The 15256-nt window shown below is 55.7% G+C and carries 13 protein-coding genes; 3 read left to right on the forward strand and 10 right to left on the reverse strand.

The window, feature by feature from the left end; translation table 11 throughout:
* Positions 1-447 precede the first annotated feature (447 nt).
* Positions 448-1650: a Wzz/FepE/Etk N-terminal domain-containing protein gene (locus tag ACP7B1_RS21195; protein ID WP_346306912.1), complete on the forward strand. Its 1203-nt coding sequence runs from the start codon at positions 448-450 to the stop codon at positions 1648-1650.
* On the forward strand, positions 1647-2393 hold the full coding sequence (locus ACP7B1_RS21200; protein ID WP_426137238.1) for an ABC transporter ATP-binding protein: 747 nt from the start codon (positions 1647-1649) through the stop codon (positions 2391-2393). Before ACP7B1_RS21195 ends, ACP7B1_RS21200 begins: the two co-directional genes overlap by 4 nt.
* Before the next feature lie 17 nt (positions 2394-2410).
* Here the strand turns inward: ACP7B1_RS21200 and ACP7B1_RS21205 are convergent, their stop codons facing one another.
* Complete coding sequence (locus ACP7B1_RS21205; RefSeq protein WP_426137239.1) at positions 2411-3169, reverse strand: class I SAM-dependent methyltransferase; 759 nt, start codon at positions 3167-3169, stop codon at positions 2411-2413.
* Positions 3170-3222: 53 nt separating this feature from the next.
* Positions 3223-4032 (reverse strand): ABC transporter permease, encoded by an 810-nt coding sequence (locus ACP7B1_RS21210; RefSeq protein WP_346306915.1) that lies wholly within the window; start codon positions 4030-4032, stop codon positions 3223-3225.
* Between the two features lie 240 nt (positions 4033-4272).
* Between ACP7B1_RS21210 and ACP7B1_RS21215 the strand changes: the two genes are divergently transcribed.
* On the forward strand, positions 4273-5367 hold the full coding sequence (locus tag ACP7B1_RS21215) for a capsule biosynthesis protein (RefSeq protein ID WP_346306916.1): 1095 nt from the start codon (positions 4273-4275) through the stop codon (positions 5365-5367).
* A 30-nt stretch (positions 5368-5397) separates the two neighbouring features.
* Here the strand turns inward: ACP7B1_RS21215 and ACP7B1_RS21220 are convergent, their stop codons facing one another.
* From ACP7B1_RS21220 to ACP7B1_RS21255, 8 genes are all read right to left on the reverse strand, one after another.
* The gene (locus ACP7B1_RS21220; protein ID WP_346306917.1) at positions 5398-6237 is read right to left on the reverse strand and encodes a tetratricopeptide repeat protein; all 840 of its coding nucleotides are present in this window, start codon (positions 6235-6237) and stop codon (positions 5398-5400) included.
* Positions 6234-7214, reverse strand: coding sequence for a hypothetical protein (locus ACP7B1_RS21225; RefSeq protein ID WP_346306918.1), 981 nt, complete (start codon positions 7212-7214; stop codon positions 6234-6236). Before ACP7B1_RS21225 ends, ACP7B1_RS21220 begins: the two co-directional genes overlap by 4 nt.
* On the reverse strand, positions 7192-9459 hold the full coding sequence (locus ACP7B1_RS21230) for a glycosyltransferase family 4 protein (protein ID WP_426137240.1): 2268 nt from the start codon (positions 9457-9459) through the stop codon (positions 7192-7194). The genes ACP7B1_RS21225 and ACP7B1_RS21230 overlap by 23 nt, the downstream gene beginning before the upstream one ends.
* 211 nt (positions 9460-9670) lie before the next feature.
* Entirely contained in the window at positions 9671-10864 is a 1194-nt protein-coding gene (locus tag ACP7B1_RS21235; protein WP_346306920.1) for a Hint domain-containing protein, read from the reverse strand.
* 61 nt (positions 10865-10925) lie between these two features.
* Complete coding sequence (locus ACP7B1_RS21240; RefSeq protein WP_346306921.1) at positions 10926-11630, reverse strand: outer membrane protein; 705 nt, start codon at positions 11628-11630, stop codon at positions 10926-10928.
* Between the two features lie 147 nt (positions 11631-11777).
* Positions 11778-12920: a hypothetical protein gene (locus ACP7B1_RS21245; RefSeq protein ID WP_346306922.1), complete on the reverse strand. Its 1143-nt coding sequence runs from the start codon at positions 12918-12920 to the stop codon at positions 11778-11780.
* 9 nt (positions 12921-12929) lie between these two features.
* A complete protein-coding gene (locus tag ACP7B1_RS21250; RefSeq protein WP_346306923.1) occupies positions 12930-14261 on the reverse strand; it encodes a glycosyltransferase family 1 protein in 1332 nt (443 codons plus the stop codon).
* Positions 14262-14315: 54 nt separating this feature from the next.
* Entirely contained in the window at positions 14316-15179 is an 864-nt protein-coding gene (locus tag ACP7B1_RS21255; protein ID WP_346306924.1) for an FkbM family methyltransferase, read from the reverse strand.
* Positions 15180-15256: the final 77 nt, after the last annotated feature.

Here is a 15256-nt window from a genome sequence, read left to right on the forward strand (position 1 = left end):
TTGCGAGGAGATGCAACGGTTTGCCCGTCCGCGGATCGGAAAAGGAACGATTGTGCCAGATTGCCCGGATTTCTCCTCCACAGGTCGTCAAGCCCCTTCGCAATCGGTTCCGCATTGACGTTATGTCAGCAGAGCCCAAAACAAACGCAATTTCAGGTAGTTATTCCATTCGGATTTTTGCGGCGCTATACTAATTCCGCCAGAACAAGTATATTTACGACAATAAGATGTGTATTTGTCTTTTCATTGTTGTTGATGAACATTTGTATTTTATCATATTTGATTATATCAATAGTTATATTCAGTTGTAATTGCAGAATATTTATTTTCATTATATCTTGGCGTTGTAGTGGATGGCATCAGGCCACTGGCGGAGATGAATATGAGTTTGGCATTATCCGGCAAACATTCTGAACCCGATGCCGCGACAACCGGGTGCTTCTTGGCATGACGCGGCTCAGTCCCAACGACGAATTCATCGACTACCTGACGCTGGTTGATGTCAGCCAGTCCGAAGCTGCGAAAGCGCGCAAAGACCATTGGACGATACGCCTGATGGCGCTGTTGCGCCGGCATGTGCTGCTTATCCTGATGGTCATTCTCCCGACGACGCTTGCCACGGTGTATTACGGGGTCATTGCTTCGCCCCAATATGTATCCGAAACGCGCTTTGTCGTGCGCAGCCCAAACAGAAATGCAGCGGGCCTGCTCAGCGGATTTTTGCAGAGTACAGGCTTCGTTCGCGCCCAGGACGACAGCTATGTGGTGATGGAATATATTGAATCGCGCGCCGCCGTTGCCACGCTTGAAGCGAAAACCGACCTGCGCGCGATACTGTCCCGGCCCGACATCGATTTTCTGACGCGCTTTCCCCGCATCTGGGGCGATGCGACGGAAGAGGCGCTTTACAAGCACTATCTCAAAATCATGAAAGTCGGCACGGATTCGGGCGGCGGCATCACCACCCTTGAAGTGCGCGCGGCACGGCCTGAGGACGCGCAAAAACTGACGGAAGTGCTGCTCGACGGCGCAGAAGCGCTGATCAACCAGCTCAACGAGCGGGCGCGCCAGGACGCCATACGCTACGCCAAGCTCGAGGTTGCCGACAGCGAAAACCGGATGGCGGAGGTGCAGAAGTCGCTGACGGAATTCCGCAACAAGGTTGCAATGATCGACCCCGGCAAACAGTCGGCGGTCATGCTCGACATGATTGCGAAGTTGTCGGACGAGGTGGCGAAGAACAAGGCCCAGTATACGGCGCTGATCCAGCAGGCGCCGCAAAGCCCGCGGATACAGTCGCTTCGCAGCAGCATCGATGCAATGGAGACGCAGATCAGCATGGAGCGGGCCCGGGTCGTAGGCGGGGATGCTTCCATGGCGCCATTGATTGCTCAGTATGAGCAATTGCTCCTGCAGCGCGAACTCGGCATGCGGATGCTGGAATCGTCATCGACGTCGCTCGAGAATGCAAAGATCGAGGCGCAAAGGCAGCAGCTTTATCTCGAGCGGATCGTCAATCCCAATCGCCCTGACCATGCCTTGTATCCAAGGCGCCTGTGGTCGATCCTGCTGACCTTCGTGATGTGCTTTGCCGCATTCTGGATCGTCCGTTTCATGCTCAACCAGATCAACGAGCACGCAGAGACATGAGCAATTCGGACACACTGACGTTCACCCATCCCGGTGGTGCTCCGCCTGCATTCACCGCCAATATCCCGTCACCCGACGGATCGCCGAAAGACGGCACCATCGGCGTGTATAATCTGGTCAAGGAATATCCGGTCCATGGCGGAACCCGGCGCGTGCTTGACGATATCACTTTCGAAGTGCGCCCCGGGGAGAAGATCGCGATACTCGGCCACAATGGTGCGGGCAAATCCACGCTGGTCCGTTTGATTGCGGGCATTGAAAAACCAACGGCCGGCCGGGTCGTGCGCTCCATGTCGCTTTCGTGGCCCATCGCCTTGAGCGGTGGTTTTGGCGGATCGATGACCGGATATGACTGCATGCGGTTTCTGTCACGCATCTATGACAGACCGCTCGATGAGATACGCGACAGTGTCGAGACCTTCAGCGATCTCGGCAAATATCTGCAGATGCCGATCAAAACCTACTCCTCCGGAATGCGCGCGCGCCTCTCCTTCGGTCTGTCCCTTGCGATCGATTTCGACTGCTACCTGATCGATGAAGTCATCGCGGTTGGCGATCAGCGCTTTCAGCGCCGGTCATTTGACGAGCTGTTTGTGAAGCGCAGGGATCGCGCGATGATTATCGTTGGCCATACCCTTGATATCATCGCCGACCAGTGCAAATCGGCGCTTGTCCTGAAAAGCGGAAGGGGCCGGGTCTTCGACGATGTCAAGTTTGCGTTCAGTATTTACGCTTCGTTGTAGATGGTGCAGGCGCTCGTTCAATCGCGCCGGGCGATGAAGTAATAGGCATGAATACCCGTTGCCGACTGATCGTGGAGAAGATGGACATTCGTCATCTGGTTCTTGTGGAACAGAGCCAAAACCGTATTCGCATCATAGTCATACATCTGTATGTCCGGATGGCTGTAATTATCCCGGTCAACAAAGACTGTTTCGTTCTTGTAGTAGTCGTTGCGAAAATACATGACCCGGTCATTGTAATACTCGGCCTTGTTCGCTGTCTTGAACAGCGGGATATGCAGTGAAGCAACCCCTCCGCTTTTCACACATTGCAACAGATCGTTGATGATGAAATAGCCGCGACGCGGCTCGATGTGCTGCAACACGATGTAGCTGTTCAGCCAATCGACTTTGACGCCTTCCTTGACGAGCGTTTCAGCACTTTCAACACATCGGACGTTATCAAGGCCATGACGGGCAACGTTCTGCAGGGTGATGGAGCGCATGGTCTCCGATATATCGATGCCGATGGCGTTTTTTGCCTGCTCTGCCAGCGGAATGAGCAGCCTGCCGACGCCGCAGCCAAAATCGATGACGGATTCCGTCGGCGTCGAAAAGCCGGGAATAAGACTTTTGATCTTCGCCCTGAGATTAGCGATATCGGCGCGGCCCGTGGCGAAAAACGTCTGCAGATGTTTTTTTGTCAGTTTCTTTGATTTGAACTCGTCCTCGGTCAGTACCGCCCAATAGGCATTGTCTTGCGCCAGTTTTTCCCAATCTTCATTTGTATCGCGCATGGGATCCTCCGCTGTTGCTGGTCAGCTTGTTTGGTAAACGGCAGCCTTTGCTCTCATTCAAACTTGACGTGTCCTTTGACGCGTTCAATGAGGTAAAAGCCCACGGCATTTGTGAGCAGGCATGCCGTGAAAATGTATGAGACATCGTAAAAGGGCTTGATCGTATTGCCAAAGGTGCCTGCCCGGAACATCTCGTAACAATGCACTGTCGGCACATAGAGCGCCAGTTTCTGGGCTTCGTGGGGCAGCCAGGACACCATGAAGAACATGCCGGAGATAGGCAGCATCAGATACTGAAGCGGCGCGACCAGCTTTTCAACAACCTCAAATATTTCCGCCAGCGCGGCCAGAACGAGCCCGACGGAAAAGGCAAACCATGCCATGAACAGCCAGCCGGCCAGGACGAGGCCAAGATCGGCAAACGGTTCGATAAATCCTGCCAGATAGGCGCCGTGATAGACAACCAGCAGGGCGAAAGTGGTTCCGCCGATCTCCAGCAAAGCCCGGGACATCAGCGCATCGGCGAGGCCGATCTGCCGGTGGTACATCAAAGGCAGATTTTGACGGATGCAGCTCACCATGTAGGACGAAACGTGCCGCCACAGGGTCAGGGGCATATAGCCGCTCAGAACGAAGGCGGTTACCGTCAGCCCGTGCGCCTCATGACGCATCAGGGTCCACATCAACATGACGCCGCATGTCAGAATCATCGGTTCAAGTATCAGCCAGAGGAAGCCGATGTTTTCGCGTCCATAGCGGGTTATCATCTCCCGCATGATCAATGCGCCCAAAACACGCCGCTGCGCGCGCAGGCCAGTAAAAAAACGGGATCTGGTGTTATATTGAGGCAAGACAGCTTTCATGGAATGTCTTCTTCAAGTTATATCCGCAGAACGTCAAATGAAACTTTATACGTTCTTTTCGTCTGTGCAAGCGCGATCTAAATACTTCACAAGTCATATATTTTAGACATATACTCTTTTTGTTTCAGTTTGAATGAAATGAGACGTGCAATATTCAATTTCGTTGCTGCAAAGGATTAAAATCATAAATAGTCTGGCGCATAATTCTTTTGTTCCGTCCTCAAGGGGGAAAAATGGGGCGTGTTTGCCAGGCTTTGGCAGATGCGGCTGCCCTTGGTCGTCATCGTGCTTCCCGTTCTGTTGGTCAGCGTCTACTACGCATTCATCGCGGCGCCGATTTATGTTTCACAATCGTCTTTTGTCGTGCGTGTCTCGGCGCCACCCTCGTCGTCAAGTTTCGGCAACCTGCTGCAGAACAGTGGCATTACCCGATCCCAGGACGACACATTCTCCGCGCAGGAATACATCCGGTCCCGCGACGCCTTGCAGCGGATGAGTGACGACCTTCCCATCCGCACCTATTTCGATCGTCCGGAGGCGGATGTTTTTGCGCGCTTCCCGGCGCCGTGGCAGACCGGCCTGTTCGAAGAGCTCTACCGGTATTTCTCGCAGCGGGTGCAGGTCATTCACAACGACACAACCGGCATCACGGTTCTCCGGACATCGGCGTTCCGGCCGGACGATGCCTATGAGATGAACCAGAAGTTGCTTGAACTGGGCAGCGAGCGGCTTCTGAAAATGAATGAGCGGGCGCGCGGCGATGCCATTCGCTTCGCCACCACCGAGGTGGGCAATGCCGAGCAGCGCATGATCGATGCGCAGAAGGCGATCACGCTTTTCCGCAACAGGGAATTGATGATCGATCCGGGGCAGAACTCCGTATCGCTGGTTGAACTGATGAGCCGGCTGAGCGCCGAGCTCGCCGCATCGCGCGCCAGTCTTGCCGAGACGCGGGAAACGGCGCCGGATTCCAGTTCGATCCCTTTCATCACCAGCCGTATCAGCGCCCTGGAAGAGCAGCTGAAACTCGAGCAGCAAAAGGTGGCGGGAACGGACAGCTCCATCGCCCCCAGAATTGCGGATTATGAAGGGCTGATCCTGCAGCGGGAATTTTCCAACAAGGCGCTCCTGTCCGCGCTCGATTCGCTGAAGACAGCAAGGGCGGATGCCAGGCGGCAGCAGCTTTATCTGGAGGTTGTCGTGCCAGCCAATCGTCCTGACAAGGCGGAACTGCCGACGGCCATACGGAACATCACGATTGTTCTGCTGGTGACGTCCATCGGCTACCTGCTCGCCTGGCTGCTGCTCACCGCAATCCGGGATCACAGCAACTAGGGTGTATTGAACTGAGACGCCCGCCATCGTTCACGCGGAGAAGCAGGTGTATATTTCGCTGATGCAGGCTTGAATTTCGCGCTCATGCGATGAGGTTGCATCAACGTAGCCGGAACGTTTGAATTGATGGTTCCGCGCCCTGATGTAGTGGGTGAGCGCTGTTCGATAGTCGCCGGCAATCTTGTGCAGATGCCCGAGCTGAACCTCCACATCTTCCAGGCTGTCAGGGTTGAACGCATTGGCATAATCGCGGTACTGGCCATAGAGCTTCAGCGCCGCGTCGAAATCCCCGTCTTCCTTCGTGACATTGGCGAAGACGGCAATCATGTCGGTCTGGCCATTGTCGACGACCAGTGCACGCAGGGCAGCGCGGGCCTGTGACCATTTGTTTTCCTCCACGAGCCGCATGGCATCGCGGCGGCTCTGGTCGAGGCCGGGGCGGCTGGAACCGTTGCGCGCGATATTGACGTGGCGGGCGATTTCCCGGTCATCGGGGGCAAGCTGATGGGCCTTTTCATACCAGATGAACGCGGCCTTCAGGTCACCCTTGCGATTGAAGAGGTGGCCGAGCTGAACGTGAATATCGACATTGCGGGGATGCAGGCCCTGATATTTGCGGTAAGCGGTTTCTGCGCGGTCGTAATTCCCGAGTTCCTTTTCGGCGTGGCCAAGCTGCACGAGCAAATCCGTGCGTGCCGGGCTATCGGCAATGGCGCGGCGGTAAAAGGTGACTGCGCTTTGCCAGTCACCGCGATTGCGGGCGGCATCCGCCTGTGCCCCGGCGGACAGCTGTGTCTCAACCGCAGCACCATTCTCTGCCGGTTTCGGCTGGCGTCTGGCTGCCTGCCCGGAGAATGGCAGGCGGATCATGACTGTGCCTCGCGAACCATCGATATATCGCGCAGCCGTACCCACGACGTCTCGCTGTGTGTATCGACAATCTTTACACGCAGTTCAACGAAGCGGTGTTCGGCACGGATCTCGGTTGAAAGATTGCCGGTGAAAGAGCCTGCTATCGTCACTTCCTGAAGAATATCGAGGCCGGAATTGGCAACCAGCTGTATGGCCAGCTTGGCATTCATTTCCTGAACCAGATCGATCTGGATACGCCACGACCCCGTCTGAAAGCTGCGCTTCGGCCCGACGAGCAGCCAGCCAGGGCTGACCTTCCATCCATTGTCGACAACGTTGACCGGCTGGCGCAACAGGTCCGGCCCGATCATCCAGCCGGACCCCGGAACCTCGCGCACGAAAATCAGCGTCTCCTGACCGTTCAAATCATAGGAGAGGCCAGCCGGCATGGTCCGCGCGGCACTGCTGTCGTCCTGCACGCCTTGCGCATGGCCCGATTCCGCCAGTGTATCCCAAAGCGACACCCGGCCTTCGCGGCGGGCAACACCAACAATCGTCTTGATGACCTCCTCGCGCGCCATCGTGCCCCGCCGCAGGTCGAACTCGAACGCGAGCCGCTCCTTGTCGGTGGGCTCGCGCCCGAGAATCTTGGAAAAACTGTACCGCAGAAATGCCACATCGCTGTCAGGTGCAAAACGGGCAAAATTTTCGATCAGCGCGAACTGGTCTGCTGGCCGGCGTATGACCTGTGCCGAGAAGTCGCCAATCTTCTCGCTGGTTTCGGGGGCAACGGACCGAAGGGCGTCGATGACTTTCATCCTGTTGGTTCCGTTGCGAATGGCCTGCGCCAGATCATGCCGGTCGTCCGCGCTCAGATCCGTTTCTGCGAGGTTGAAGGCGGCGGCCCAGGCGTCGACGAATGCGTCGGCCGGCAAGGAAAAGACATCCTTGGGCAGGGCTTGCAGCGGTATCTTATGCAGCTCGGCGATTGTCATGTTTGCGTCCCAACATCTGTTCGATCATCACAACGTGCCGCGCAGCCACGCGCGGATAGGAATTCCATTCCGCCGCCTGCCGGCGGTCGGCGTCACGCAAACCCAGAAGGTCCGGGTTCTGGGCGAGACTGACCAGAGCTTCGGCGACGCAATCCACATCCACCGAGCGCACGACATGGCTGATAGGCCACATGTCCCGCAACACCGATGAACGGGAGCACAGGAGGGGGCGATCCGCCGTCATGGCAATCCGTGCGGCGCCGGTCGCCGTCTCGGTCGAGGCGCCGTAGAGAAAAGCCAGCAGGTTGCATTGGGCCAGCTCGTCGCTCAGCTCATTCTCGTCGATGAAATCAAAGCGGGCTGTTGCAACGTCATGCAGGTCAAAGTGTGTCAGAAGATTCTCGATCAGCACCCTGGATGCCCGGGACTCGTCATTCGGAACCATGCAATTGAGCAGTTTGAGGCGCAGTCGCGGTTCGAAAAGCCGCGCTTTTGCAAATCCCTGCACCAGGATGTCGATGTTCTTGTGCGGCATCAAAAAGCCGAACGAACCGATGGTGAATGCGGATGGATCGGGTTGCGCACCCCCGCCCATCGCCTCACGCACCCCGTGGGGAACAACAATGGCGTTGGGATGTCCCGCCTTGGCCAGGAGGCCCGCGTCCTCTGCCGAATGGACAAACACGATATCGAAGCTCTTCGTCCAGTCCAGATTGCCGCCGCGCTGCGTTTCCTTCACGCTGTGCATGGTTATCACGCGCAGCTTGTGGTTGATCTGCAGCAGGGTTTTCAACAGCAGTTCCATGTCCGGTGTTGAGAAGTGGCCGGGATGATGCTGCATCCACAGGACGTCGCCCTTTGCCTCCTCGATTTCCGCGATGAACCGCATGAGCGAGGTAAGATCATAGCCCCACGGCCGCGATGTGATATCGGCGGTTTCGGCCGTCCTGGCGGCTGCGCTGTCCGGCAGGGCATCATCGAGAATGCGGCGCGCATAGATATGGGAGAAACGGCCGGCCAGCGCCGGGGTGGAAAACAGGTGCCCGGCATAGGTCGCAAGGCCGCACTGCTGTTGCCACGACGAAATGAGGTCGATGGTCCATGGCCGCTTGGGGGAGACGATCAGTTTTACCGGTTTGGCGATGGCCGCAAGAACCCTGGCAGCCACCGAATTCCATCCGGTGTGCGCGTCCAGAAAACGTTGCGCATTTTTGCTGCGCATGCGCGCCTCCTCCTCATTGTCGAGCGCTGCGCGCATTTGCGCGCCAAGATGCAGGGTGGAAGGCTCGGCCCACAAGCTCAATGAGCCCGATACATGGGCCAGCGACGGCGCCATGTGATAGTCAACCAGCCATGCGGTTGAAGGGGTGCAGAAATCCACCTGGCCGCTGTAGCCGGTGGTTACAACGGGGATTCCCAGGCGCATTGCCTCCGCCAGGGGCAGGCCGAACCCTTCGCCCCTGCTTGGTGCAACGACAAGCGATGCGGTCCGGTACAGCGCAAGCAATTGCTCGGGATCGCAATAATCTTCGATCAGAATGACGGGTGGCGCCTGTTTCAGCTGCTCTTCGAAGCGGGCCATGACGGATTTGAGGATATTGTCCGGATTGGGAAAAGTCTTGATGACGAGCTCAACGGGCTCATCGTGTTTGAATGTCCTGGCGTAGGCCTCGACAAGCGCATCCACGCCCTTGCGCGGAAAACAGGATGACACGTGCAGAATCCGTGCCTTGCCATGCGGCGGCAGCGGCGATTCCGCGGCAAGTCCGGCATGGGCCTGGATGTGGTCCGTCCCGTTGCCGACAACTTCGACCGGAATGGTCAAGCCGGATTGAATGAAGGCCTGTTTGACGAAATTGGACGTTACCATCAACAGATCAAGATCGCGGTTGAAACGCGAGACAAGATATTGCGGTACTTCCAGCTCTTCCCAGGCAAAATTGACATAGGCATTGAAGCGTCCAAGCATGTCATGGGTCGCCGGCGGCCAGGTGTTGCGCACGTGAATATCGAATGTCTCACCGACGGGATAATGGGCAAGCAGCCGGCGTTTGACGTCCGGCATGGCATTCAGGCGGGAATCGGTTTGCCAATCGGATTCGTGCGTGTAGCAGACGATTTCAACGCCTGATGCAATCAGTGCTTGTGCAAGGAAGCGGTTGACGATGGCCAGGCTGTAATCGCCCTTGAACACGCCATCAAAGAAAATGCGCTTGCCTGCAAACCTGGCAAGCAAACCTCTCATATCGTCTATATCTGCATCGAGCGAATAAGGTGAAGTAAATAATTCACTGCGCATTCACTGCTCTCCGAGTATATTTGAAGCTTATTTCATACTGAAAAATAGAATTTGTAAATAAAATATATTGTTATTTATAAGGGTATTATTTCACGTGTGGTTAAAATTACAGATTGCAGCGACATATACCGCTGCAATCTGTATTTATGTTTTTATATTAAGACGCTTTTGCTTCACTCGTGGTGTAACCAAGAGCGGCTTCACGTTCGGCGATCAATGCGCGTGCTTGATCAACGGCAGGGCCCCAGTAAGCCAAGGGATAGCAAGCCTTCGCCTGTTTCGCCTTGGGAGATGTGAACTGGATAACACCCGGTTCTAGGAATGCGCTCTTGTTGCCGAGATCAAGATAGGTCTCGGTCTGGGCGCCTTCAGCCCAGATCACGTCATGTTCTTCGAGTTCGACATGATAATAGTCTACAGGCGTGAGCGTGATTTCCTGCGTCACTGTCGTTCCGTTGATCAGCAGTTTTGCTGGAACAAGCACTCCATCCAAGAACATGCAATGGTCCGGCGAAACGGAAAGATCTCTTTGCGGCACGTTGTCTGCAATGGCACCGGCACGGATGCGAACCGGCAAATCATTGCGAGGTTTATCAAGTGTTTTGGGATCAATGGTGCGGCGTCCGATCCACGTCACTGCAACCGGTCCTTTGTTCAAGCTGAGCACGATATCCCCGGTCTTTAGCCACTCGACGGCAACTTGGCCGTCCGGTGTGGCAATCAATGTGCCTCGAACGAAGCACGGCGTGACAAATGTCAGGGTGTCGGTCGAGTCGACAAAATTGTACGTCGCGCCGGCTGGTATTGTATAGGTTGCGAGTGTAGGTCCCGGCAGACCAAGACCTGGGCTAGGTCCAAGGAACGAGACGACATTGCCAGATTGGGTGACAGACGCCGCACCGTTGACGGTGACCTTGTCGCCTGTATTGGCGTTGATGATATTTGGGGGCGTGCTGAGTGTAAGCGCCAACAACGGAGGATTGTATGTGAAATGTCCTGTGCCAGCGGCATTGGCAAAGTCGATGGTGGTGCCGTTCAACAGGCTGGCAGCAACAGGAGCAGCGAGGATTGTCAGATTGGTACCCGCGCCAATATTGTAATGGAATGTTGAGCCTGCTGTTACGCTGAGAAGCGCGGTATCGACCGTAAGATTGGCATTGTTCACGAGATTGATCGTCGTGCTGGTGACAACACCGGCACCCGCGACATTGGTCAGCGTGACATTGACACCATCCACAGTGAGGATGCCGTTTGAAACCAGGCCCAAATTCACCGTATCGCCGTTACTGGCATTGCTGGAATTGATGGTCTGGTTGGTGTTGGATACAAGTTGAACGTTTAGCAAAGTCATGACAAATCCCTCTCTGTTAAGAGCTGAGTGTTCGTTTCTTGCATTCCCAGAGTGGGGCGGATCAGAACTTGTAGTTCAGGCCGACGCGCACGCTGTGGAAGTCAGACGTTGCGTCTGTCGAAATGAAGTCATTCCCGACCGTATGCGTGCCGAGATTGATGTACTGGTATTCGAGTTTGGCTGTGAGGTGGTCTGTGAAGGCATGTTCGATACCGGCGCCCGCAACCCAGCCGGCCCGGGTCTTGCTCTCGCTGGCGGCGTTGCCGATGCTGTCGGAAATCGAGTATTTGACGTTGCCGTACGCCAGGCCGCCCGTTCCGTAAATCATCGTGCGGTCAAATGCATATCCGAGGCGCGGACGAACGGTACCGAACCAGTCGATCTTTGAGTGGGCATCGAAGTTCACGCGGCCAAGCGGACCGGAAATGCTGTCGCTGATGTCGCCGCCCTGGAAATCCGCTTCCAGGCCGAGAACGAAATTGTTGATCTGATAGTTGTAGCCGACCTGCGCGCCGCCGAGAAAGCCGTTATCTTCCAGGGTGCCGATGCTGCCGAGGAAGTTTCCGCGCTCACGGAATCCAACGCGATCATTTCCAGAAAATGCATAGCCAGCGTTCACACCGGCATAGAAACCCGTCCAGGTAAAAGCCGGTGCCGTGAACACTGCTTCCGGGGGAGCTGTATCAGTGACGGCATCGGCGGCATAAGCATTGCCCGATAAAACTGCGGCTGCAAAGAATAGACCGATAGCACCAAGTTTCTGCATAACTTTCACCTTCAAGAGACCAACTTCGAGGTGAAGATTGCCATAGATTATAATTACGATATATACTTTAATTACATTGATTTATCTAAATATAGTCGCCAGATGTCTGTGCTTGTCGCGTTTTGTATTGCGGTGGGAAATATCGCATCAGTCCTGATGGTTAACGGATTCCAGTTTCATTGCGTCCGCATCTTGTTCGGGCTCCGGATCCGAACCAGACTGGTAATCTTCGGGAGTGCCAATCTCGCTATCGACCGGACTTAAGTCGACATGCCAGTGCGCTATTGCGCCCTCGATGGAGCCTGTTTCTGTAAAGAGGCGAATTTCAATCGGTATTTTAGGCCGTTCAACCCGGAAGGTGGTTTCCGCTGCGAACGACCCTGTTCCGGATGGGCGAATGCGGATTTTACCCAGTACGTCCTCGCTGTAGATTTCGATCGTAAAAATCTGTCCGTAGATATTCTGATCAATATCCAGAAAAAACCGGACGTTCCATTCGCCGGCCGGAAGATGGAAGTAGGGACCATAGACGAGGCAGCGGGCCCGTCCAACGAGGTCGATTTCACCTGTCGCGGGCTCGCCTCCCTTGTCGGCAAGCAGGAAGCTTTCCTGTGGCCAGGTGAGAGAAGCGACCTGTCCCTTGAGTATTTTGCCATCAAACGGTTCAATCGCGTGCTGTACAATCTTCAACAGCCCTTCCACCTCATCCGGCTGATGCACATCGTGCGGGCTGATCCTGGCGGCGGACTCCTCAAGGGTCGGAATGTGCCCGGTTTCTGTGGTTGAACCGGTGCTGTCCATGCCCAATTGTTCCAGGCACCGGATCATGCCGGCGGGTGTCAGCGAGACACCGAGCTGCCGGCACAGTTGAGCGATGATGCGGTGGATGCGCACATTGCCGATTTTTGTACGGTCCAGATGGACGAGAAAGGGGTGTGGGCGCATTTGCGAAACGCAGGCAATGCTGGCTGACAGAGAGCGAACGAGTGCTATATCCTGCTCCGCGAACTGATGGATGAGATGCGCAATGGAATCCAGGGCGCTCTCGCTGAAGATGATGTAAGGAGTCTTGGAGCGGCATAGAAATGCGCACAACGCCGCATCGGGGTAGAGCGAAGACAGGATGACATTCTGGCTGCTCCGGCTTGTCCAGGCATTGCGCATGTCGTCCAAAGTTTCCACGGACGCGTAATTGTAATCGTCGAATGCTTCGTCCGCTATGACTTTCAGGGCATGGATTCCCCAGGTCGACATCAGACCTGGTATCCCCAAAGCAATCTGAAGGGTCATCTGGCCTGTCTACCTCCCGCCGTTGAAGACGTTGTCGTACAGTGAACTGACAGCCTGATGATAACGCGCAGGCGAGAAAAGTTCAGCCTGTTTGGGTCCGAGATTGGCAAGATGGTTGCAAAGGTCGTCATCGCGGGCAAGCGCCCTGACCGCATTGCGCAGGGAATCCGTGTCGTAAGGATCGATCAGCAGGGCAGCGTCACCGGCAATCTCCGGAACGGACCCTTCCGTTGATGTCAGGACCGGTGTGCCAAGCTGCATGGATTCGAGGACCGGGAGACCAAAGCCCTCATAGAGGGATGGGAAGAGCACGGCGCGGGCGCCGCGGACAAGACTGATGAGAAGAGAATAGGAAACGAAGTCGAAACGATGGATGCGGCGGCCAGGAATAACCCGGTTTTCGACGTGTGTGTAGAAGCGAAACCGCTCGTCGTCGATGAGGAGCTGTGTCTGGTCGCCTTTCCAACCCGGCGCGCCGACGATGATCAGGGGAAAATCCACCTTGGCCGAGAGATAGGCTTCAACCAGCCTGGACAGGTTTTTCTTCGGCTCAAAGGCGCCAAAGAACAGAAAGTATTTCTTCCAGTCGAGATTGAAGATGCCGGCAATCTCATCGGCCGCCACGCCCTCCGGTTTTTCACGTAAATCCAGAGGGACGTGGACAGCCTGATACGTATTGGTGATGCGTTTCTCGTCTACCCCGAGGATGCGAATGATATCCTGCTTGGAGGTTTCGGAGACCGTGACAATGTGATCGGCCGATTTGGTCAGATGGCGCAGCAGCTTGTAGTGGTATCGCTTGTTGTCCTCGGTCAGATAGGGCAGGCGCAATGGAACCAGGTCATGAATCGTGCAGATGTTCAGGCCTTTGCGCGCTCTGAGCGGCAGCGGATATGTGCAGTGAAGAAGATCAGGAGCCTTGTCGAATGACAGCGGCAGGCTTTTCCCGAAAGTCTTGAAGTGCTGGCGGGCCAACGCAAAAATATCATTGTGCGCATAGAGAAACTCTGAATCCATCAGGTTTCCTTGCAGCGATTTGACAATGACGGTGCCGGTCAGCGGAATGGGGGTAGGGGTCGCCCCCAACGGGGCGCCAATCTGCCGGCGCAGCCAGCGTTTCGCCTGCGCAACCGGAGCCAGTTTTCTGTTTGAATTATCGTCGAAAAGGATGACTTCCCGCAGGGCCGGATCTTTGGGGAGCTTGCCGCGAACCGAATGCACAATGCCCGTCTTGTAGTCGAGCTGGCGCGCGGTTTGGATCAGACCGCGCGTATAGGTGGCCACGCCTGTGCCCTTTTGCATGGATAGATTGAGACCATCATACAGTATGGTTCTTGCCAAGTCGGCTTCCTTTCAGGGCAGCGCAGAAATGCAAATCAGCCCAAAATCGTACAATCATGCCGGTTCATGAGCCGACAAGACAAGCAGCCAGTCATCGCCAGTGTCGTTTGCAGAGAGCTGTTCGAGCGTCACAACATGGGTCTGCCCCTTGAAATCGAGGTGCCGCAACGTGCCGTAGACCGCCGTCAGCCGGCGAATGAACTCAACGCTGTCTGCATACCGGAGCGCATTAAACTCCATGACAATCATGGGCTTATGGCGTTCGATGGTTTCTTGCATCGCATCAAAAATATGTTCCTCGGCACCTTCCGCATCGATTTTTATGAAGTCCACCCGCTCGTAGGACTGACACAGCTGATCGAGCGTCGCCGTGCGAACATTGACGAGGGACCCCGAGACGGCGTCCGCGGCGAAGCCGGGCTCCACCACTGCCGCGTTCTTGGGCTCATTGTGAGGGATGTAGAGGGAGGCAAGCTTGTCGTTGGTATCGTTGAGTGCGGTTTGTTCGAGGCGGGTACGACGCAGAAAACCGTTCAGATCGATGCTGCGCCTGAGAAAATCCATGGCATGGGGGTTGGGTTCGATCGCAAGCAACTGCCCCGACGCACCGACAAGCTCCGCCAGCAGGACAGAATAGTAACCGAAATTTGCCCCCACATCGACGGCGACCATGCCGGTGTGCACGTTCCGGGCACAAAACTGTGTCAGCCAGATTTCCCAGTACCCGTCCAGGAGAAGGTGTGATCCAAAACCGCGGTCCCGGGTGTCGATATAGAATTTGTAGCGGCCCAGAATGCGCGCAACCGCTGTGTAGTCGCCGAGATAGGCGCTGCGTGCGAGGTTTTGGACGGCCAACTCCAGATCCGGGCGCTTGAAGCTTGCAATCTCATGGAGGTGAAGCAACGATTGGGATGGCATTGTTTACTCTCACGGCTGCTGCTCCCCAGGGGAAGCATAGGACGGTCATGGTCTCGTTGTTCAAGTCCCCGCATATC

Origin of the sequence: Phyllobacterium sp. SL163, assembly GCF_049896885.1 — a bacterium.
Lineage (GTDB): Bacteria > Pseudomonadota > Alphaproteobacteria > Rhizobiales > Rhizobiaceae > Phyllobacterium > Phyllobacterium calauticae.